Here is a 20,520-nt window from a genome sequence, read left to right as displayed (position 1 = left end):
AGCATGCAGGCACGACCGCTGGCGCCGGGTAGACGACCGTTGATCGCTGCCCGTCCCCGCCTGCCGGGAAATAAAAGGCGGTCGCGCAATTTAAATGCGTAGAGGGGGTCCGACCGGTAGGCGTAGTGCTAATATCATCATGATGTCAAAATGACATGTCGTGACAGGAGGTCGCCGCTCCCCTCCTTGCTTGGATCCTTCATATGCTTGCAGCTGTTCCCGAAAACGCTACATCGAACACCGCTTTGAAAGGTCTGGTCCAGGCAGCGGCGGCCATCACTCAGTGTTGCGGCGGCCTGCTCATCGAGGGTCCACCCGGTGCCTGGCGGGTGACCGCCGCCTACGGTACGACACGGGACGTGCCGGTCGATGCCGCCACCGAGTCCTGGCTGCGCATGCTGATGTCCTATGGCGACGTGGTCGACATCGGCGACGGCTCGCCCTTCATCCACTCGGTGCCGGATTTCCTGGGTTCGCTCGCAGACACCTACCGTGTGTGTATCGCTGTGAAGGACAGCAGCGATGTACTCGCCGGCATCGTCCTGCTGGCGCTGACACCGCCGTTCAAGTTGCTCAGCGCTGCGCAGATCTATGCGCTCAAGACCCACTCGGTCGCCCTCTACCACACCGCTCCGCCCCCGGCGGTCAGCAACGGCCCCACCGGGGTCATCGAGCGGCTGCGCCTGCTGGAGTCGGTGGTCGTGCATGCCAAGGATGCGATCCTGATCACCGAAGCCGAGCCGATCGACCTGCCCGGCCCGCGCATCGTCTACTGCAACCCGGCCTTTCTGGCGACCACCGGGTTCAGCCTGGAAGAGATCGTCGGCAAGACACCGCGCATCCTGCAATGCGAAGAAACCGATCGCAGCACCCTGGATCAGATCCGCGACGCGCTGACCCGGTGGCAACCGGTCGAGGTCGAACTGATCAACACGCGCCGCGATGGCACCCGATTCTGGGTGCAATTGAGCATCGTGCCCGTGGCCAACGAAAAAGGCTGGTTCACCCACTGGGTGTCGGTGCAGCGCGACATCAGCGAGCGCAAAGAAGCCGAAGAAGGCCTCAGACAAGCCCAGATCGACCGTGAGGAACAGGTGGCGCTGCGTTCGCGCCTGGTGGAGCGCGAGCGGATCCAGGAAGAGCTGACCTACGCGGCTTTCCACGATGACCTGACCCGTCTGAAGAACCGCGCTTACTTCATGGCGCAGATCCAGGAGGTCTTCAATCTGGCCCAGGCCGAGCGCGATGCGGCGGTGCTGTACCTGGACCTGGATCGCTTCAAATACATCAACGACGGCATGGGTCACCGCGCCGGCGACATCCTGCTGCAGATCGTGGCGCAGCGACTGCAATCCTGCCTCACCGGCAATGCTGTCCTGGCGCGCATCGGTGGCGACGAGTTTGCCATCCTCCACACCGGCGAGGCGTCCAAGCAGGCGGCCATCGACACCGCAAAACGCGTTATCCAGGCACTCGGCGTTGCCGTCGAAGTCGAGGGTCAGGCGATCTTCACCTCGTGCAGTGTCGGCATCGTCACCCTCGACGCCGCGCACACCGGTGCCGAAGACCTGGTGCGCGACGCCGACGTCGCCATGTATGCCGCGAAGAAGCAAGGCCCAGGCAAGTGGGCGCTGTTCGACCTGTCCATGCGCCAGGCGGCGGTGGACCTGCTGTTGATGCGCAATGCGCTGAAGCACGCCCTGGCGCGCGAAGAGTTCTACCTGGTCTACCAGCCCATTTTCCACGCCGGCTCGCGCCGCATCGCCGGCGTCGAAGCACTGGTTCGCTGGCAGCACCCGGTGCTTGGCAACGTACCGCCCGACGTGTTCATCGCTGTTGCGGAAGACATCGGCATCATCCACGAGATGGGCCGCTGGGTCATGCAGACGGCCTGCGCCGAGATCAAGCGCTGGGACGCCAGCCCCGCTGCGGGGTTGCGACTGAACGTCAACGTCTCCGGCGCCGAACTCAATCATGTGGGATTCGTGGCGAAGGTCGCGCAGATCCTGGAAAGCACGTCGCTGAGCCCACGCGATCTGCAGATCGAAATCACCGAATCGGTGTTTCTCAACGAGCCGGAAACCGTGGCCATCGCCCTGGCCGACTTGCGCAAGCTGGGCGTGCACATCGCACTGGACGACTTCGGCACCGGCTACAGCTCGCTGGGCTACATCGACCGCTACCCGATCGATTCGATCAAGATCGACCGTTCGTTCGTCACGCGCATGATGACCCACCGCCGCACCATCGCCATCGTCACCAGCATCCTGTCACTGGGCAGCGCGCTGGGCGTCGACATCGTCGCCGAGGGCGTGGAAACCCAGGACCAGTTGGACCGGCTGCAAGCGCTGGATTGCCCGTTCGTCCAGGGTTACCTGCTCAGCCCGCCGTTGCGGGGCGAGGAGATGAAGCATTTACTGGCCACGAAAAACAACGTTTAGGCACTGTTCGACGGATCCATGGAACGTCCGGAACACGCCCCGCTGGACTGATCACTGATCACTGATCACTGATCAGCGACGGGGCCGTCAGCCTGGTAGCGAGTCTCCATCACTACAGAAAGCGCGTCTGGCCGCCAGAACTCCTGATCGAATTCGACCGGCTGATCGTGCTCGGCGAAATTGAGGCGTTCGAGGTACAAGCTCGCAGACCCTACGGTCAGCTGCAGCAGCTCCGCCTGCTGTTCATTCACCGTGCCCGTCTGCATGACCAACTCACAGCGTGACTGAACACGCCCGAAGCGTTCTTTGAGCAGGCGTGTCAGAGACGTGTTGAGATCGACTTCGAGCAGCCCTGGGCACCAACTGGCCACCAGCGTGTTGAATTCCAAAAGGACAGGACGCCGATCCACCCAGCGACGACGCTGCAGATGGAACACCGGCTCCTGGATCGAGGCCAGTCCCATGCGGCTGGCCAGCCAACTTCCGGCTGGACGCAGTTCGGCCTGCAGGCATTCGGTCAACGGCGTACGGCCCTGGGCCGCCACGTACTCCATGAATCCAGTGATCCGAGTGGGGTCGTAGCGGATTCGTTGCGGGCTGACGAACCAGCCACGCCGGTTTTCTCGATACACCAGACCTTCGGCTTCAAGCTGCTGCAACGCCTGGCGCAAGGTGACCCGAGTGCAGCCGAAGCGCTCGGCCATCTCGCGCTCCGGCGCGAACTTGTGATCGGCCGGCGGCACTCCGCCGGCCATATCCTGCGCGATCTCATCTCGAATCCGCAGGTAATGAGGTGATACAGGATCGAAAGGCATTCACACATCCATGGGCGGTAAGAACGAACGGCCGGGTGGCCGACTGCTTGGATACACCAACCGTCACGATCTTACGTGTAAAGCGTACTTCTGGGCGATCTTCAGGCACCCGATGCGGGGCTGCGAGATTCCTGGCTCAGCAGATCGCGTCGCCATGCGCGATACCCGTAGAGCGCCAGCACGACAAAGCCAGCGTAGAGACCAGCGGTCAGATGCAACCCTTTATGCAGGTACATGGCTACGTACAGGCTATCCAGGACAATCCACAACAGCCAGGAAGATAAATATTTGCGCGCGGCCCAGACGCTGGCGACCAGGCTGAACGCCGTGAGGCACGCATCCAGCCACGGCACGGCAGCGTCGGTGAAGCTCGACATGACGGCACCCAGAAATACGGCGCCCAGTACGCCGGCGAACAGGCTCATCAACAACTCGCGAGACGTCAGACGCGCGACATGAACCCTGCCGTGATCCAGACCGCCCTTGCTCCAGCGCCACCAGCCATAGCCCTGAAGGAAGGCGAAAACCACCTGTAACAGTGTGTCGGAATACAGCTTTGCGTCATAGAAGATCCACGCGTACAACACTACCGCCACAACGCTCACCGGCCAGCACCAGCGTATGCGCTGAGTGGTCAGCCATACGCCGAGGATATTGATGATCACGGCGACGATTTCCAAAGTTGACATCGTTTATCCCTCGGTGAGAGGCAGCCATCATCTGCGCTGCCTTGAATGCGTATCCTGAAAATCCTTAGAAATTGACCGTGGCCGAGAGCCGGGCGGTGCGTGGCGCGCCTGGGAATAGATAGCCATCGCCCATGAACTCGCCGACATCGCGCCAGTAGCGTTTGTCGAACAGGTTATCGACGGTCAGGCGCAGCACGGTGTCGTAGCCTTCGACCTTGGTGCTGTAGCGCCCCCCGACATTGAACACCGTGTAACCATCGGCCTTGGCGCTGCCCTCACGATTGGCATATTTGCTGGCGCTGTACTGCACGCCACCCAGCAGTGCCAGGCCATTGAAACCGGGCAGGTTGTAATCGCCTTGCAGGCTGGCACGCACTTTTGGGACGTTGATGGCTTGGTGGCCGTCGTAAGTGTCGGTACCGCTGTCGACCACCCGCGCCCGGATGGCGGCAACGCTGGCCGCTATTTGCAGATTGGACGACACATGGCCATTAGCCGATAGCTCCAGCCCGGTATTTTTCTGCTTGCCTTGCTGCACGTAGGTGAACGTGCCGTCGTCGTTGGGGCGCGTGTACTGGAAATCCTGGGTGATCTGGAACAGTGCAGCGGTCAGGCTCAAGCTTTGCCAGTCGTGCTTGAGGCCCAGTTCGATCTGTCGGGACCGGGTGGGTGGCAGGATTTCTTCGGCATTGGTGCTGAACCAGGAGGCCTCGGTACCCAACGACAGACCTTTGCTGTAGCTGACATACAACGAGGTGTTCGCCGCCGGTTTGTAGATCAGCGCTGCCTGTGGCAGGAACTCGGAGCGCTGGGTATGCCGGGTGGTTGCGCCGTCGGCGTCGTAGGTTTCTTCATCCAGTCGTGTCTGACGCCCCCCGAGCACGGTCTGCCATTGCTCGTTCAAGGTGATGCGGTCAGTGGCGAAGAGACCATATTGACGACTGTCCAGCCGCCGATAGGTATGTCCCAGCTCCCCCGAATAAGGTTCGAACGTCACCGGCGTGGTGCCGATGACGCCGCTTCCCACCGTGACATTGACCAGTGATCGACGATCGATCAGTCGGCGCAACGCGCTGGTGCCCACGGTCAGGTCATGTTGAAGGGAAACGGTATCGAACTGGCCGTTGAGCGCCAACTGAGCTTCGTCATTGCGGCGGGTGTCATCAGGGCTGCGATAATCGGAAATGTCGTACTCACCCTCCGGGCTGAAGTAGTTCGGCACCGTTGCACTGGCGCAGCTGGCCGAACCGTAGCAGCCCCAGGCGAAGGCGCTGTAGTCGTCGATCACAACCCGACTGCGCGAGGCACTGAAGCTGGCTTTCCAGGCATCGTTGAAGCGGTATTCGTACAGCCCATCCAGATTCAGCGACTCGATACCGACCGGATTGGCCCAGCTCTGATAGGCCAATCGGTCCTTGGGATTCACGCCATGGGGCAGCGTGGTTCCGCCCAGCAATTGATAGCCCGGCACAGAGCCCTGCTCGCGGTTCTGATACTCGGCGTTGAGCTGCAACAGGCTGTTGGGGTCGATGCTCCAGTCCACTGCCAGGGACGCGAAGTCGCGTTTACCGTCGGCGTGATCCACGTAGGAACGAATGTCTTCGTGAGCCAGGTTGGTCCGTACCCCGAGCTGCTGTTCGCTGCCGAACCAGCCGCCCAGATCGGTCGCCAGATAACGCTCGCCCTGCTCGTTGGTGGAAACCGTCACCGAGCGCACGTTCTCCGGGCGCTTGCTTACATAGTTCACCAGTCCGCCTGGCTCGGACACGCCGCTTTGCAAACCGGCCAACCCCTTGAGTACTTCAACCTGCTGCTTGTTTTCCAGCGCTACGTTCTGCTCGCCGGTGATGGTCCGGCCATTGATTTTGTAGCTGCTCGCCGAGTTGAGCGAGAAGCCTCGCACCACGAAGTTTTCGTAATAGCCAACCGGCGCATAACTTTCGCCTATCGACGCGTCATTGCGTAGCACTTCACTGAGCAGGCGGGCCTGCTGATCCTTGAGTCGCTGCTCGGTAATCACTGCAATCGATGACGGCGAGTCGATCAGGGGCGCAGAGTCGAAGCCTCCTACCGCTGCCTTGCGCGCCTGGTATCCCGTGTCCTGCTCGCCGACCACCGTGATAGCGTGCAGCTCCACGGTATTGTCCGAGTCGTCGGACCAGGCCGCGGTGGACAACAGACTGCCGCTCATACCACAGGTCATCAAGAGGCCAGCGCTGAGCACGGTTGGAGAAAACCGGACGGCAGGCAACCGGGATGTTCGATACGAAAAGACCATTGAAACTCCTTGACTGGCCACCGGCTACCGGTCGATTGCCGGACAGCCAGTCGCGCATGAACCGCAGACGCAGGAACGCCCCGGCCCAGCTGAATTGAATGTCGAGTACCCGAAGGCGTCAGGCCGGAGCTGCTCCGGTGGTCATTGGCAAGCTGAGGTCGGCGGCCCACTCCTGAAGAGAACCGTCATAGATCAGGACATCCGTGAAGCCGATCAAGGTCAGCGCCAAAGCCTGTGCGGCGGCGGAAATACCGCCGCCACAGTACAGAATCAGGGCCGCTTTGGATGCTAGTAATGGTTCCAATGCATTGCGCAACGCGGGGGTCGCCCGATAGCACCCCTGCTCATCGAAGAGCATCCGGACCGGCAGATTTCGACTGCCGGGAATATGGCCGCGCCGGGCGTATCGAGTGACAGCCGTGCCATCGAACAGCCCACTCGACAGTGCACAGACCAGGGTACCTGGCTGCTCGCCTGCCATGACCGCCTCTACCCCGGCACGATCGATCCAGAAACCTTTCTCGAATCTGCTCTGCCACATGGCCGGTCGCGCCAGCACGGGTCCGCACTCTTCGGGTAATCCTGCCCTTCGCCAAGCCTGGATCCCGCCATCGAGCACCTGTGCCTGAACGCCAAGGCTGCGCAGCATCCACCACAGGCGTGCCGCCCAGAATCCGTCCTTTCGGTCGTACACCACGATGCGTCGCCGTGCACTGACACCCAGTTTCGCCAGGGCCGCGCTCAACGCAGCGGCCGTGGGCAAGGCGAAGCTGAAAGACGCTTGGGTGTCGCTCAGGGCCTGATAGAGGTCGGCGTGCAGTGCGCCGGGAAGGTGGCTCTGCAGCCAGCCTGCACGTCCGCTGTCCACTCGATAATCGCCATCGAAGCGAGGCGCGAGCAGCTCGACCGTGGCATCGAGAATCAGCAGTTGGGGATCCGCCAGCCGGCCGAGAAGCTCTCGGGCCGTGACGAGTACCGATGTGTTGTTCACCGATCGCGCCTCCCTTCCAGATCGGCGGCGCGCCGGCGCAGGTGTTCGAGCAACTGCCGACCGTGACTGCTTGCGAACCACTGCGTGTGGCCCAGCAGGTAGCGCTCGTAGGCAACGTCGGCGTTTTCACTGGAACCCACGATACCTTGGTAGTAGGCAACCTCCGACAGGGCAAAATCGACATGGACCAAAGGCAACAACGCAGCCAGAGTCAGCAGGTCCTCGGAGAGCAGGCGCCGCACGCTTTGATAGCCTGCCAGCATGGCGTCCACCGTTTCCAACGACGCGACCACCGTTTCGCCTTTTTCCTGCTCAAGCCACGCAATGGCATTTCGCTCTATGGCAGTGGCCAAATCGAACAGCGCGAACGTCTGATCCGACAATCCGAAGTCGAGCACGCTGGCGATCCGGGCATCTTCCGCATCCCCACTCCATAGCAGATTCGAAGCGTGCCAGTCGTTGTGAGTCCACAGTGGCGTCTGGTTTGCCAGCAGCGGGTACAACGCCTGGTGGTAGGGCATGTGCAGCTCGAGCAGATCCGCTTTCCAGCAGCGCCCCCTCAAATACGCGTCGAGCCCCGGATTGGCAGCAGCGGCGGCTTCAATTGCGGCGATCGGATCAGCCTGGCTGAACAGGCGGAAATTGGCCAGCAGCACTGACGCCTGTCGAGGGGTGGCCGAATAATCGCCGGCAGCGTCATGCAGGCGCGCCAAGGCTGCACCTGCCGTGTAGGCATGGTTCAAGTCTGCGAACGGCGTCCATGACAAGGCATCGCGGTAGATATCCTGCCCTGGCGCGACCCGGTGAACTTCGTACGTCCACTCCCCGTGCGCAATGGCGGTGTCGCCCTGCGCGTCGGCCAGGACTTCGGCTACCGGCGTTCCCTGCTGGCGCAAGTGCGCCATGAATCGATGCTCCTCGCGAAGCCAGGCCGGTTCACGCACTGAGCGATGATGGCGTTTGATGAACAGCGGCTGGCCTTCGGTGCTGACCAGGCAGGCTGCGGAAAAGGGTCGCGGGCTGTGCCACGTCAGTTCACGAACCTGGTCCAGAGCCACATAGCGTCCGAGCAACTGCTCGACATCCTCGATCGTGATCGCCGGCCAGTCTGCCTGCACCCGCTCCAGACCCACACCGTGGCCTACATTATGTGCTTCACTCATCAGGCAGTTTCCGGCAGAAAGGCGTTGGTGGTAGCGCCGCGCCAAGCGTCCGCGTTGCTGAGTACCTGATGCTCATGCAGCCAGTGTGAATAGGGTTCGAGCAGGCTTCGGCGCTGCGTCCCCCAAGCGCCGTCATGCAGCCATGTCGGAGCAATGCGTTGTAGCGACTGGGCCAGCAACTCGCTGGGGAAGTAGGGTGTCACTTGCTCGTAGGCCTGTAACGCGCTCAACGGGTCCTGCGCGGCTGCCATGAAGCCCCGGGCGGTCGCCTTGAGAAACGCCTTGATCAGGTCGGGATCGTTGTCGAGCAGGTCTTCATGGGCACCCAGCAGGTAGCTGTGATAGGCCGGTGCGCCGATCTCGTCAACTGGCCAGACAATACGACGGCTTTCATCGACGGCGCTGGTCATCAGGGCCTCCCACGCCCAGTAACCACCAAAACTGGCATCGGCTTCACCCATTGCAAGTTGCTCGGGACGCAGCTCGCGCACCCCCTTGTCGACAATGATCACCGCGTCAGGATCGCCCCCGTCGGCTTTCACCAGATGGCGAACCATGGCCAATCCGCGTGGAGTCGGATTCAGCGCCACGCGCCGTCCTTGAAGCTCGCGGGGGCGGGAAATGCCGGAATCGGTAAGGGTCTGAATGGCCTCGAGGCCGCGGTGATTGATGGCTGCAAGGCCGCGCAATGGCTGGCCCAGCGAACGCCGCACCAGTAATCGATTGCTTGGAAAGATCCCGAAGTGCACGGCTTTGCCCAGCAGGTGTTCCAGGGTATCGCCGCGCCAGGGGTCGTGCACGATCAGCTCGACATCCAGACCTGCGTCAGCGTACCAGCCCCGCTCGCGAGCCAGATACAAGCCTGCCGAATTCGGCCAAGGATGGAAGTACTCGAGCATTACCCGTACACCAGTCATCACCACGCTCCTGCTCGCCATCATCGATAGCGAGCGCTGTTTTTGAGTGGGCGATTTATAACGGTGAAATCTGGTATATACCAATATCGATTGTCGCTATGGATATAGCTGTCAGGCAGGTGCACCTTTCTGCGACCGCAAAAAGGCCATGGCTGCTCGATGTGAAGTATGATCCGCGCATCGGCACCACGCACCTGACCCACTGGTAGAGCGCGCGTGCCTTTTTCAAGGTCGACGAGGGAGTCTGAAACCACAATGAATAAAGTCGCTGCACTACTTGCTTTCGTCACGCTCGGTGGCTGTGCCGCCTATAGTGAAAGAGGGACCGGTGAAGGCGGTCGCGAGATCGGCAGCCATGGCTACACAGTGCGTTGCGACGCAACGCCGGCGAACCAACCGGGTTGCTATTCACCGCCTCCTTCTTTCTCATGGCGGCCGCTGCAGAACATCAAGTTCAAGCTGGGGCAGAACTGAGCCCACTGGGCAGGTGAACCCAACTTGAAACGCTGCGGGCCTGCCCACTACTAGCTGTAACCGACTTTGGCGTAGTAGAACGCCCCGCTGTAGCCGTAGGGCGTGTTGAGCCACAGCTTGCCTTCGTCGGTAGAAGGCTCGCCCTGACGGAACACCCGCTGGCCCTATGTGGCGGAACCAATGCTGGCGGTCCGGTAATCGTGACCGGCACGGTTGGTGTAGTCGTTGTCGGCGCCTTCTGCCGTCAAATTGACGAAGCCGCGATCACCCAGGGCGAAGCCGGTGTTGCCGCTGAGCTGGCGCTGGATCCCGTCGCCGTTCTTGTAGCTGCCGTACTTGGCCGATACCTGTCCGCCATTCCTTGATAAGTCAACTTCGGCGGTCGGATGGAATATAGCTTAAGGCTACCAATCATCGATCTGAAATAACGTTTAGGCCTATGGCTAGTGCGCGGTGCTCCCGCAGGGGGAAGACATCCAAACGAGGATCGCCCTCCCCCAGGAGGACGCGAAAGATCCATGTGGACTGCCCTCAAGGCTTCCAATGACCCCCTTCAACGATGACCAGATTGGGATCGGTGTCCGTTGGCAAGTCCTTGCGCACGTACTGGTCATAAAGCTTGAGCAGGGCTTTCTCTTCGCCAAGCTTTGCCAACTCCTCGTTCACCCAGTCGCGCAACTCGGTGTTGCCCTTCTTCACGGCCGGCGCGATAGGCGCTTCGTCACCCAGCTTCTCGGCAAGCACGCGATAGCCGGGGTTCTGCTTGGCCCAGTTGAACAGCACCAGGTTGTCCTGGGCGTAGGCATCGCCGCGGCCGCTGGCCAGGGCCTGCAGTGATTCGGAGTTCTTTTCGAACTTCAGCAACTTCCAGTCCGGGTGGTTCTTGGTCAACCACAGATCGGCCGTGGTGCCGGTGGTGACGATGGTGGTCTTGTCGGCCAGGTCATCGAGCTTCTGGACGCTGCTGGCATCGGCCACCAGCGCCTGCACGGCCACCCGCAGGTTGGGGTTGGTGAAGTCCACCACTTGGCTGCGCTCGGGTGTCACGGTCATGTTGGCCAGGATCAGGTCGACCTTGTCACTTTGCAGAAACGGTATGCGGCTGGCCGGCTCGACGCTGACGAACTCGATTTTCTTCTCGTCGCCCAGCAGGTCCTTGGCGAAGCGCTTGCCCAGGTCGGTGTCGAACCCGACGTATTCGCCTTGCTCGTTAACGAAACCAAAGGGCGGTTTGTCGCTGAATACCCCGACGATCAGCTTGTCGCGGGCCTTGATGGTTTCCAGGTAGCTGGTGGCAGGCTTCGCCGTCGCGGCCGGGGTGGCGGCCTTGGGCTCGGCCGGTTTGTCGCAACCGGCCAGCAGTCCAAGGGCGAGTACGGGTAGAACCAGGGCAGATTTGAAGTTCACGATGCTTTCCTTTTCGGCATGTTTTCTACGTAGGAAAACCTTTCCAGGAACTGCTGCGCGCGTGCGGTCTGCGGGGCGCTGAAGAAGGTTTCGGGATCGTTCTGTTCCGCGATGCGGCCGCGGTCCATGAACAGAATGCAGTCGGCCACCGCCCGGGCGAAGGCCATTTCGTGGGTGACGATGAGCATGGTCATGCCGCCCTGCGCCAGATCGAGGATCACCTCCAGGACTTCCTTGACCATTTCCGGATCCAGCGCAGCAGTGACTTCGTCGAACAGCATGACCTTAGGGTTCATGCACAGCGCTCGTACGATGGCGATCCGCTGCTGCTGGCCGCCCGAGAGCTCGCGGGGGTAGGCGTTGGCGCGCTCGGCCAGGCCAACCCGAGCCAGCAGCGCCTCGGCCTGCTGCCGCGCCTCCTGGGCATCGCGCTTCTGTACCTGCAGCGGCCCCAGCAGCACGTTCTGCAACACGGTCATGTGCGGAAACAGGTGGTAGCTCTGGAACACCATGCCGATCTGCTGACGCACCCGGCGCCAGTCGGCATTGGCGGGCAGTCGCTGGCCATCGAAAGTGAAGGTGCCGCTGTGACCCAGCTCCAGGCCGTTCAGGCAGCGCAGCAAGGTACTCTTGCCACAACCGCTGGGGCCAAGGATCACCACCACTTCGCCTTCGCTCACGCGCAGATCGATGTCGGTCAACACTGGTGTGTCGGCGAATTTCTTGCTGAAGCTTGCGAGTTCGATCAATGCACTCATGCGTGATTCCAGCGCCGTTCGAGCACGCGGGAGGCGGCCGACAGCGGATAGCAGACGATAAAAAAGAAGACGAACAGAAATCCGTAGATCAGCACCGATTCGTAGGTGCGCTCGATGATCTGCTGGCCGACCTTGGTAATGTCGACAACGCCGATCAGTACCGCCAGCGAGCTGGTCTTGAGCAAACGAGTGCAAACGTTGATGACCGGCGGGGTAAGGCGCTTGAGCGCCTGGGGCAGCAATACCCGGCCGTACAACTGGCCCAGGCCCAGGCCGATGGCCAGGCCCGCTTCGCGCTGCCCGCGGGGTATGGAACGCAGCGCACCGCGCACGACCTCCCCAATCTCGCTGGCGCCCCACAGCGACAGCACCAGCACCGCGCACCAGAACGCAGGCAGGCTGACGCCGAAGAAGATCGGCAGGCCAAAGAAGAACAGGTACAACCAGACCAGTACCGGAATGGCGCGAAACAGCTCCAGGTAGACCCTCAGCGGCACGTCCAACCAGCGTTTGCCGAGGCTGCGCAGCACGCCATAGAGCAGGCCGCCGATACTGCTGAACAGGATCGCCAATGCGGAAATACCCAAGGTGCGACCGGCCCCGGTGAGCAGTTGCGGTGCCGATACCCAGAGCAACTCAAGACCCGAACTGGCCATGTTGGAGCCTCCTTTCCAGCAGACCCAGCAGCAACGACAGCGGCAAGAACAGCAACACACACAGGCCGGTCATCACCGCCAGCATCTCGTAGGTCTTGTAATACAGGGCGATGTAGCTCTTGGTGGTGTAGAGAATTTCCGGCACGGCAACGGCTGACACCACCGTGGTTTCCTTGAGCAGGAACACGAAGTTGGCGAACAGCGCAGGCAAGCTGAGAATGCCTGCCTGGGGCAGGATCACGTGGCGCAGCAGCTGCCAGCGCGACAAACCGATGGACAGCCCCGACTCGATTTGCGCCTTGGGCACCGCTTCAATACCGGCACGCAGGATCTCGGTCAGGTACGCACCCCCCATGAACGTCATGGCAATGACGGCCGCCGCGAAACCGGAAATCCGTACGCCCAGAGCGGGCAAGGCGAAATAGATGAAGAACAGCTGGATCAACAGCGGTGTGTTGCGGGCGAGTTCGACGTACAGCGGCACCAGCCGATGCAGCAGCGGAACCTTGAACGTGGCGATGGCCGCATTGAGCACCGCAACGGCGAGTGAACTCAGGATGGCTATCAAACCGACCTGCAGAGTGACCCCAACTGCCTGCACGAAGGCGGGAAGCGTAGACAGCGCAAACGCGTAGTCGAAAGTCATCGTCCGACCTTCAAACCGTTGGAAATGGACAAAGCGAACATCGGAAGGCGCCTGCGTATGACGTGCGGGCGGTGAGTGTAATCGACCGTTCCAGATCCAATTAATACTGAATAAACATAAGCTTAGACAGCGATCGCCAGCTGTTCCTCAGGTAGCGGACTTCTTCTGGTTCCCATGGCGCCCGTTTTGCTGACCGGTGCCTTGATGGCAACCTCAATCAACGTTACCGAGGCGATAGCCTGTCATGAAAGGTAACACTGTGATGCTGAAACCCACCGAGGCCTGAGGCGTGAGCACGAGCGGGGATGTCTGGACAGGCAGGAAGCAGAGCTGAACGCGACCTGACCACTGCGATAAGACGAGCGATGAAGGTGTCGGAATGAAACGTGCATGATCACGTCAGCCCGCTGTCTTTTCACCGAGGGACCCTGCCCCATGCGCCATCTCGACACAGACTGTCTTGCCGCCTTCGTTGCGGTCATTGATTACGGCGGTTTCACCGCCGCCGGTGAGCGGATCGGCAAGACACAAGCGGCCGTGAGCCTGATGCTCGGTCGGCTGGAGGCCAGGGTCGGCCGCAAATTGCTGGAGCGCTCACGTCGCGGAGTGACCCTGACCGAACATGGCGAACGCCTGATCGGCTATGCGCGGCGCATTCAGATGCTCGAAGATGAGGCACTCACGGCCCTCGAATGTGGCCAGGAAGCCACACGCATCCGCATCGGCATGCCGGATGATTACCTGGAGACCCTGGGCTGTGAACTGATGCAGGCGTTCACGCAGCGTCATCCTCATCTTCAGGTGGAAATCATCTGTGATTTTTCCTCGCGTCTGGAAGCGATGATTGCCGAAGGCAGCATCGATATCGCCATCATCACCCGTGCCAATGGCAAGCTGCAGGGCGAGCTGCTGCGCTGCGAACCGATGCTGTGGTGCGCATCGCCAGAACACTTTCCCGAACAGCAACGCACCCTGCCGTTGTCGTTGTTCACCGACAGTTGCCGGGCAAGGCCGCAGATCATCGAAGCACTGGACCGCCTCGGTACGCCGTGGCGGGTGGTCAGTTCCTCATCGCATCTACCTGGCGTGATGCATGCTGTGCGTTTGGGTACGGCGGTCACGGTGCTGCCGGCGTCCGTGGTGCCGCCGGGCTGGCGAATTCTGCGCGGCGAGCAGTTTCCGGAACTGCCGAGCATCGAACTGGCGTTGCTGATGCCCGAGCATGCCTTGCTCAACACTCGCCGCCTGGCCCACTTCGTCCTTGACCGATTCCGGGCGGCGAGTGCGCCTCAGAGCAAGGCGATTGCGGCCTTGTAGCCGTCGAGCAGCATCTGCAGGGCCTCGTCGTCGTGGGCGAAAGTCAGGTAGACCCGGCCAAAGGCGAACGGCATGGTCATCACGCCCTGGCGACGCAAGGCCTTGTGCAGGGCGAGGGTCCAGTCGCTGTCAGCCACCTGCACGGCTTCGGCGTAGGTGAGCGGTGGTGTTGCAGAACGCCACAAGGTGAACACCGAGCCGTAGCCGGTGGTGCTGACCGCTATCCCCTTCTGCGCAAACGCAGCCACCAGATCGGCGCGCAGCTTGTCACCACGCGCAAGCAGAGCCGGGTAGTCAGCGCTCGCCAACTGTTTCAACGTGGCCAGTACCGCTGCGCACGCCGGCGGCGCGCCGCTGTAAGTCCCCGCACGGATGATCTTGCCCTGCTCGAACAACTCCATGTACTGCGGCTTGCCCACCAGGGCGGCCACCGGCACTCCGCTGCCGATGGCTTTGCCGACGGTGGCCAGGTCCGCTTCGGCGCCCAGCAGGGTACCGCTCAGACCAGGATGCAGGCGCAGCCCCATCAAGACTTCGTCGAGGATCACCAACGCGCCGTTGGCGTGGGCCAGGTCGCTGAGATGCTTCAGATAGCCTGGCGCCGGCACAATGCAGCCGGCATTGGCCAACACCGGCTCCACCACCACGGCGGCGATGTCGCTGCAATCGCGGAACAACTGCTCGGCATCAGCGAAATCGTTATAGCGCAACAGCAGCATGCCGTCCTGTTCAGGGCGCTCGTTACCCGCCATCAGCGCCGCCGGTTGCCCGGCGTTGCCAAAGGCCACCGCGTCGTACCAGCCGTCGTAACCCGCGGCGAACTTGGCAATGCGGGTGCGGCCGGTGACTACCCGAGCGGTTCGGCAAGCCAAGTGCACCGCTTCACTGCCGGTGTTGACGAAGATCACCTGGCTGAGCTCACCAGTGAAGCGGGCCAGCGCCGCGGCGGCACTCTCTTCGTCGGCATGCGCGAACGAGGGCATCGGGCCATTGCGCAGGGCGGCGCTGCTGGCCGCGACGACCTGGGCCTGGGCATGGCCTAGCATCGTCGCGCCAAAGCCCATGGCGGTATCGACATAGCGCACGCCCTGCTCATCCCACAGCCAAGGCCCTTCACTGCGGCCGACACCGAAGGCCTGGCCATCGATTTCAGGCAAAGCGCGGCCGCCGCTGGAAATTCCACCGATCAAATGTTTCATCTGCATTTCTCTACACAATGAGGGGGCTCAGTAGCCCATGACACGTGGCAGCCACTGGGTCAGGCCAGGGAAGAAGACCAGTAGAGCGATGGCGAATGCGGTGGCGATCCAGAACGGAATCAGCCGGCGCGATACGGCACCGATTTCGATGCGACCGACGTTGCACACCACGAAGATATTGGTGCCGATGGGCGGTGTGAACAGTCCCCAGCCCAGCGTCATGGTGAAGATCAGGCCGATCTGGTACGGCTCGAAACCGGCGGCCTTCGCCACGGGGACCAGGATCGGCGCGAGGATGATCATTGCAGGGCCCAGATCGAGCCAGAAGCCCACCACCTTGAGCACCAGAATCACCAGCAGAATGGTCATCAACGGCCCAGTGTGCATATCGACGATCCACGACGCCACGGTGTGCGGTACCAGTTCGAAGGTCAGTATCCAGCCGAACGGCATGGCCACGGCCATGATGATCATCACCGAGCCGGTAATCGTCACCGCTTCGGTCACAGCAGGGAACAGATCACGCCAGCCCAACTGTCGGTAGATCACGGTGCCCACCGCCAGCGCGTAAAGCACCGACAGCGAGGCGGCCTCGGTAGCCGTGGCAAAGCCGGTCACGATCGAGCCCAGCACCATGATCGGCATCAGCAACGCCGGCAAGGCACCCAGCAAGTCTCGGCGCAGTTCGGCCCAGTCCATCTTGCCCTCGACCTTTGGAAAGTGTTCGCGAACGCCGACCACATACGCCGTCACCATGAACACCGCCGCCAGCATGACGCCCGGGATGACCCCGGCCATGAACAGGCCGCCGATGGAGGTGTTGGTCAGCACGCCGAACATGATCAGAATCACGCTGGGCGGAACGATGATGCCCAGAGTGCCGGACGCAGCGGTCACCGCGGCAGCGAAGGCCCGCGGATAGCCCCGCTCCTCCATCACCGGGATCATCACCTTGGCCACGGTGCCCGTGTCAGCGGTGGCCGAGCCGGTGAGGCCGCCATAGACAAAGGCGGTGGCAACGTTGACCAGGCCCAGACCGCCGCGCAGGCGACCGAAGCAATGCTCGGCAACACGCATGATGCGCAGGGTGAGCCCGCCGCGGTTCATCAACTCGCCCGCCAGCAGGAACAATGGGATTGACGCGAGGGTGGACGAGTCGGCGCCGCGCAGGGTTTGCTGGGCGAGCCAGGCCAATGGCAGGTGCAGATCGCCGAACAGCAAGGCGGCAATGGTGCCACCCGCCATGGCCCACACCACCGGTAGACCGGCGAGCAACAGGCACACGAATGCCAGGAACAAGATCAGGACGGTCATGGGCGAACTCCGCTACGAGTCAGGCGGATCAGGCGGATCAGCGCAAGGACGGCAAGCATGGCGGCGGCACTGACCAGCGCTGCCGAGCTCAGGCCCGCCGGCCAGCGCAGCACCGGCGTCGGCGCCCAACCGGTGCGCGCGATGAACGCACTGCCGCTGTACAGCAACCAGCCGCTGATGCTCAGCAAAGCGAGGCTGGCGAAGGCGTCCAGGCCTCGCTGCACAGGGGCTGGCAACAGGTTGACCAGGCCTTGGAAGCGCACGTTTTCATGGCGGATCTCGGCAATCACGGTGCCGATGAAGGTCACCCAGATGAAGCCGAGGGTGGCGATCTCGAATGACCATTCGAACCCATGCAGGTTGAAATAGCGCGAGAACACTCCTGCCAGGATGGCCAGGAAGGTCACGGTGAACATGACCGCCCCGGCCACTGCCAACGTACGCTCCGGCCAGCCCTTGGGCGGCAGGTCCGGGTGTTGGGAAATAGACATGGTTACTGGCCCTGGGCGTCGCGACGCAACTGATTGACGAAGTCTTCACCCCAGACCTTGCCGAACTGGGCGTAGACCGGGCCGGCCAGCTCGCGGAACGGGCCGGTGTCGACCTCGTTGAACTTCACGCCCTTGGCTTCCATTTCGGTCTTGATCTTCGCGTAGACCGCTTCGAGCTGGGAGCGATACCAGGCGGTAGCGTCAACGACGGCTTTGTCCAGCGCGGCACGTTCGCTGTCGTCCAGGCCTTCGTAACGGTCTTTGTTGATGAACCAGAAGTTGGCAGACCACACGTAGTTGGACACCGAGACGTTCTTGGCCACTTCGAACCACTTCTGGTCGTAGAAATCCCGCAGTTCAGGCTCGACCCCGTCCACCACGCCCGATTGCAACGAGGTGTAGACCTCGCCGAACGGGATCGACTGGCCCAGGGCGCCAAGCTGTTTGATGGTGGCCAGAATGACCGGGTTGGGCGGAGTGCGGATCTTCAGACCGTTGAGGTCAGCAGGCTTGAAGATCGGGTGCTTGCTGTTGGCGAACTGGCGAAAGCCCGAGTCTAGGGCCGAGAGCATCACAAAGCCATGGTCCTGGCCCATGGTCAGGAATTTCTTGCCGGCCGGGCTATCCAGATAAGCATGGACCGCAGCGGCGTCCTTGAACAGGAAAGGCAGCGACAGGGCATTCAGGCGCGGGTCGATGCCGTCGGTCGAACCGCCCAGGCCGATATCGATCGCTCCGGCGCCGACCGAATCGACGATCGGGGCCTCGTCACCCAACTGGCCGTCCGGATAGAGCTGCACTTTCAGCTCGCCTTTGGTCTGTTCACTGACCTGCGCGGCGAAACGCACCATGGCCTGGTTGATCAGGCTTTCAGAGCTCGAGGCATGGGCCAGACGCAAGGTCTGCGCTGCCATCGCGCCGTTCGCGCCGATAAGCAGCGCCAGGCCGGTCAGGGCGCTGAGGGCGAGTTTTTTGCGGGGAAACGTTCCGAACATGGCGGCGACCTCTGGGTGAAATAGCGTCGAAGCTATTAATCACGACAGGTCGCTGGAGCGTCAATCGAGCGATGGCTATTTGCGATTAAGATCCGAAATGTGACCATACGATTATTTATGAAAGCGTGGGATCCCCCCGTAAAACCTGGTCGGATCGACCCCGGGCGCCAAACGCTCACCGGTCAAGCTCGCACTGATCAAGCAGATGTAAAACCTCGGCCGCGACCACGTGAGCATCGCTTTCTGGGCTTCACCCAGGCTCATTTCGCTGCAGCTCACAGCCGGTCAGGATGGCAATCAATCCGATCCTCACCCTTTGATAATGGTTCTTATCTCGTTTAGATTAGCGTCTTTCTTTTCAGGACCCTTCCATGTTCGAGTTGCAGGCCGCGTCCTTCTGCATTCCCGAGTGCACCCTTCTGCACCCCCTCGACCTGAGCCTGCCCCACGGCCAGATCATCGGTCTGATCGGGCACAACGGCTCGGGCAAATCGACCTTGATCAAGCTGCTGGCCCGCCAGCAAGCCGCCAGCCAGGGCACGGTCAAGCTCGATGGCGTGCCCCTGGCGGACTGGAAAAACCGCGACTTCGCCCGGCAGGTGGCGTACCTGCCGCAGCAATTGCCGGCCGCCGACGGCCTGAGCGTCCGTGAACTGGTGCGCTTTGGCCGCTATCCGTGGCATGGCGCGCTGGGACGCATGAGCGAAGAGGACCATGCTCAGGTCGAACAGGCCCTGGAGCTGACCCACACCCGCGCCTATGCCGAGCGCCTGGTGGACAACCTCTCCGGCGGCGAACGCCAGCGGGTCTGGCTGGCCATGCTGCTGGCGCAGAACAGCCGCTACCTGTTGCTCGATGAACCGACCTCGGCGCTGGACATCGCTCATCAGATCGAAGTGCTGGGCCTGATCCGTGAACTGAGCCACAAGCTGGACCTGGGCGTGGTCGTGGTGCTGCACGAGATCAACATGGCCGCGCGTTACTGCGATCACCTGGTCGCGTTGCACAGCGGGCGGCTACTCGTTCAGGGGCCACCGGCTGAGCTGATGAACGCTGAAGTGCTGGAGTCGATCTACGGCATCCGCATGGGGGTCATGGCGCATCCGGGCGATGGCTCGGCGATCAGCTTCCATTACTGAGTGCCGATGCCGGACTGAATCACGCCGGTACCCTGGCGGGATTCACCTTCAGCGGGCAATTGCCGCACAGCTCGAGCTCGGGCAAGAGATAACGCACGCAGCAGACCTTGCGCTCGCGGCGCAAGGTGGGTTGGCCGCTGGCGTCGTCGATGGGCAGGTAGCGCACCGGCTGGAACAGCGGGTTGCGGGTGCCATCGGGGCGTGTCTTGGTTTCCAGCAGAGCGCGGCCCGGCGCCAGGCGTTCGGCAGGCATGCCGGCCTTGGCCATCAGGTTGAGCAGGTTTTCGAAGTAGTTGCCGGCGTTGCTCCACAGCACCTTGGGCGACAGCTTGGTCTGGCTGGCCATGGCCTGGAACAACGGCTGCAGGTGATCGTCGAGCAGGCCTGCGAACAGCTCGAACGGCTCGTTCACATCGGCGGCGAACGGCGCGCCTTTGTCGCTCAGACGAAAGCCCTGGGGCAGCGCGCCTTCGTCCAGCAACAAGGCCGTATCGGCCAGCCCCAGCGGCAGGCGCCAGCGCAACAGCAACGTGGCGCCCATCACCGGCGGCAACAGCTTGACGATGTAGTGTTTGGCCCACAACGACACCCAGGCACGGCGATCGTCGCCGCTGTAGCGCTGACCGAATCGCCGCTGAAGCTCAGCGAAGGCATCGGGCGCCAGCAGCTCGTCGTACACCGTAGCTGGCCGCGGATCGTCGGCCAGCACCAACACGTCCCGGTAGGCTTCGAAATCGCCGCGAAACAGCGGCGCAAGCACTTCTATCATCAGCCCCTGGCACCTGTGGTCATGTGAATGAGAAACAGCATCATTCACCCAGCATATCCGA

The 20,520-nt window shown here is 62.0% G+C and carries 18 protein-coding genes and 1 pseudogene; 3 read left to right on the top strand and 16 right to left on the bottom strand.

Translation table 11 applies throughout. The features are described 5' to 3' along the window. Positions 1–203: 203 nt before the first annotated feature. The gene (locus tag AC788_RS07330; RefSeq protein ID WP_049860010.1) at positions 204–2,441 is read left to right on the top strand and encodes a sensor domain-containing protein; all 2,238 of its coding nucleotides are present in this window, start codon (positions 204–206) and stop codon (positions 2,439–2,441) included. Positions 2,442–2,506: 65 nt separating this feature from the next. On the opposite strand, the gene AC788_RS07325 is transcribed toward AC788_RS07330, so the two are convergent. From AC788_RS07325 to AC788_RS07280, 11 genes and pseudogenes are all read right to left on the bottom strand, one after another. Next, a complete protein-coding gene (locus AC788_RS07325; protein ID WP_049860009.1) occupies positions 2,507–3,256 on the bottom strand; it encodes a UTRA domain-containing protein in 750 nt (249 codons plus the stop codon). A gap of 101 nt (positions 3,257–3,357) precedes the next feature. Next, positions 3,358–3,945, bottom strand: a complete 588-nt coding sequence (pnuC, locus tag AC788_RS07320) for a nicotinamide riboside transporter PnuC (protein WP_049860008.1) — start codon at positions 3,943–3,945, stop codon at positions 3,358–3,360. 64 nt (positions 3,946–4,009) lie between these two features. Next, positions 4,010–6,223: a TonB-dependent siderophore receptor gene (locus AC788_RS07315; RefSeq protein WP_049860007.1), complete on the bottom strand. Its 2,214-nt coding sequence runs from the start codon at positions 6,221–6,223 to the stop codon at positions 4,010–4,012. Positions 6,224–6,341: 118 nt separating this feature from the next. Continuing rightward, entirely contained in the window at positions 6,342–7,214 is an 873-nt protein-coding gene (locus AC788_RS07310) for a sulfurtransferase (protein ID WP_049860006.1), read from the bottom strand. Continuing rightward, positions 7,211–8,377: a phosphotransferase enzyme family protein gene (locus AC788_RS07305; protein WP_049860005.1), complete on the bottom strand. Its 1,167-nt coding sequence runs from the start codon at positions 8,375–8,377 to the stop codon at positions 7,211–7,213. The genes AC788_RS07310 and AC788_RS07305 overlap by 4 nt, the downstream gene beginning before the upstream one ends. Further along, entirely contained in the window at positions 8,377–9,294 is a 918-nt protein-coding gene (locus AC788_RS07300) for an ABC transporter substrate-binding protein (RefSeq protein WP_049860004.1), read from the bottom strand. The genes AC788_RS07305 and AC788_RS07300 overlap by 1 nt, the downstream gene beginning before the upstream one ends. Before the next feature lie 527 nt (positions 9,295–9,821). Beyond that, positions 9,822–10,127 (bottom strand): annotated as a pseudogene (locus AC788_RS21965) (TonB-dependent receptor); the annotation flags it as partial. A 172-nt stretch (positions 10,128–10,299) separates the two neighbouring features. Beyond that, the gene (locus AC788_RS07295) at positions 10,300–11,175 is read right to left on the bottom strand and encodes a transporter substrate-binding domain-containing protein (protein WP_049860003.1); all 876 of its coding nucleotides are present in this window, start codon (positions 11,173–11,175) and stop codon (positions 10,300–10,302) included. Beyond that, a complete protein-coding gene (locus AC788_RS07290; RefSeq protein ID WP_049860002.1) occupies positions 11,172–11,933 on the bottom strand; it encodes an amino acid ABC transporter ATP-binding protein in 762 nt (253 codons plus the stop codon). The genes AC788_RS07295 and AC788_RS07290 overlap by 4 nt, the downstream gene beginning before the upstream one ends. Beyond that, positions 11,930–12,589 carry an amino acid ABC transporter permease gene (locus tag AC788_RS07285; protein ID WP_049860001.1) on the bottom strand — a complete coding sequence of 220 codons (660 nt, stop codon included), beginning with the start codon at positions 12,587–12,589 and terminating at the stop codon, positions 11,930–11,932. The genes AC788_RS07290 and AC788_RS07285 overlap by 4 nt, the downstream gene beginning before the upstream one ends. Beyond that, entirely contained in the window at positions 12,570–13,235 is a 666-nt protein-coding gene (locus AC788_RS07280; protein WP_049860000.1) for an amino acid ABC transporter permease, read from the bottom strand. Before AC788_RS07280 ends, AC788_RS07285 begins: the two co-directional genes overlap by 20 nt. 435 nt (positions 13,236–13,670) lie before the next feature. Between AC788_RS07280 and AC788_RS07275 the strand changes: the two genes are divergently transcribed. After that, positions 13,671–14,552: a LysR substrate-binding domain-containing protein gene (locus AC788_RS07275; RefSeq protein ID WP_049859999.1), complete on the top strand. Its 882-nt coding sequence runs from the start codon at positions 13,671–13,673 to the stop codon at positions 14,550–14,552. Here AC788_RS07275 and AC788_RS07270 read toward each other — a convergent pair. The 4 genes from AC788_RS07270 to AC788_RS07255 are packed head-to-tail and all read right to left on the bottom strand — an operon-like array spanning position 14,525 to position 18,551. Next, positions 14,525–15,751 (bottom strand): aminotransferase class III-fold pyridoxal phosphate-dependent enzyme, encoded by a 1,227-nt coding sequence (locus AC788_RS07270; protein WP_049860212.1) that lies wholly within the window; start codon positions 15,749–15,751, stop codon positions 14,525–14,527. The genes AC788_RS07275 and AC788_RS07270 overlap by 28 nt on opposite strands. Positions 15,752–15,778: 27 nt before the next feature. Continuing rightward, on the bottom strand, positions 15,779–17,065 hold the full coding sequence (locus AC788_RS07265; protein ID WP_049859998.1) for a TRAP transporter large permease: 1,287 nt from the start codon (positions 17,063–17,065) through the stop codon (positions 15,779–15,781). After that, positions 17,062–17,556 carry a TRAP transporter small permease gene (locus AC788_RS07260; protein WP_049859997.1) on the bottom strand — a complete coding sequence of 165 codons (495 nt, stop codon included), beginning with the start codon at positions 17,554–17,556 and terminating at the stop codon, positions 17,062–17,064. Before AC788_RS07260 ends, AC788_RS07265 begins: the two co-directional genes overlap by 4 nt. Positions 17,557–17,558: 2 nt before the next feature. Continuing rightward, positions 17,559–18,551, bottom strand: coding sequence for a TRAP transporter substrate-binding protein (locus AC788_RS07255; RefSeq protein WP_049859996.1), 993 nt, complete (start codon positions 18,549–18,551; stop codon positions 17,559–17,561). A gap of 371 nt (positions 18,552–18,922) precedes the next feature. Between AC788_RS07255 and AC788_RS07250 the strand changes: the two genes are divergently transcribed. Further along, complete coding sequence (locus AC788_RS07250; RefSeq protein WP_049859995.1) at positions 18,923–19,690, top strand: ATP-binding cassette domain-containing protein; 768 nt, start codon at positions 18,923–18,925, stop codon at positions 19,688–19,690. 19 nt (positions 19,691–19,709) lie between these two features. On the opposite strand, the gene fhuF is transcribed toward AC788_RS07250, so the two are convergent. Then, positions 19,710–20,459, bottom strand: coding sequence for a siderophore-iron reductase FhuF (gene fhuF, locus AC788_RS07245; RefSeq protein ID WP_049859994.1), 750 nt, complete (start codon positions 20,457–20,459; stop codon positions 19,710–19,712). Between the last annotated feature and the right edge of the window lie 61 nt (positions 20,460–20,520).

The organism is Pseudomonas sp. RIT-PI-a, from assembly GCF_001187875.1.
GTDB classification, from domain to species: Bacteria; Pseudomonadota; Gammaproteobacteria; order Pseudomonadales; family Pseudomonadaceae; genus Aquipseudomonas; species Aquipseudomonas coleopterorum.
Note: the sequence above shows the minus strand (reverse complement) of the source record. Positions and strands in the feature narration are given on the sequence as shown.

Coding starts and splice junctions, on each gene's coding strand:
- AC788_RS07330 (WP_049860010.1), top strand. CDS start 204: ATGCTTGCAGCTGTTCCCGAAAACGCTACATCGAACACCGCTTTGAAA.
- AC788_RS07325 (WP_049860009.1), bottom strand. CDS start 3,256: ATGCCTTTCGATCCTGTATCACCTCATTACCTGCGGATTCGAGATGAG.
- pnuC (WP_049860008.1), bottom strand. CDS start 3,945: ATGTCAACTTTGGAAATCGTCGCCGTGATCATCAATATCCTCGGCGTA.
- AC788_RS07315 (WP_049860007.1), bottom strand. CDS start 6,223: ATGGTCTTTTCGTATCGAACATCCCGGTTGCCTGCCGTCCGGTTTTCT.
- AC788_RS07305 (WP_049860005.1), bottom strand. CDS start 8,377: ATGAGTGAAGCACATAATGTAGGCCACGGTGTGGGTCTGGAGCGGGTG.
- AC788_RS07300 (WP_049860004.1), bottom strand. CDS start 9,294: ATGACTGGTGTACGGGTAATGCTCGAGTACTTCCATCCTTGGCCGAAT.
- AC788_RS07290 (WP_049860002.1), bottom strand. CDS start 11,933: ATGAGTGCATTGATCGAACTCGCAAGCTTCAGCAAGAAATTCGCCGAC.
- AC788_RS07285 (WP_049860001.1), bottom strand. CDS start 12,589: ATGGCCAGTTCGGGTCTTGAGTTGCTCTGGGTATCGGCACCGCAACTG.
- AC788_RS07280 (WP_049860000.1), bottom strand. CDS start 13,235: ATGACTTTCGACTACGCGTTTGCGCTGTCTACGCTTCCCGCCTTCGTG.
- AC788_RS07275 (WP_049859999.1), top strand. CDS start 13,671: ATGCGCCATCTCGACACAGACTGTCTTGCCGCCTTCGTTGCGGTCATT.
- AC788_RS07270 (WP_049860212.1), bottom strand. CDS start 15,751: ATGAAACATTTGATCGGTGGAATTTCCAGCGGCGGCCGCGCTTTGCCT.
- AC788_RS07265 (WP_049859998.1), bottom strand. CDS start 17,065: ATGACCGTCCTGATCTTGTTCCTGGCATTCGTGTGCCTGTTGCTCGCC.
- AC788_RS07260 (WP_049859997.1), bottom strand. CDS start 17,556: ATGTCTATTTCCCAACACCCGGACCTGCCGCCCAAGGGCTGGCCGGAG.
- AC788_RS07255 (WP_049859996.1), bottom strand. CDS start 18,551: ATGTTCGGAACGTTTCCCCGCAAAAAACTCGCCCTCAGCGCCCTGACC.
- AC788_RS07250 (WP_049859995.1), top strand. CDS start 18,923: ATGTTCGAGTTGCAGGCCGCGTCCTTCTGCATTCCCGAGTGCACCCTT.
- fhuF (WP_049859994.1), bottom strand. CDS start 20,459: ATGATAGAAGTGCTTGCGCCGCTGTTTCGCGGCGATTTCGAAGCCTAC.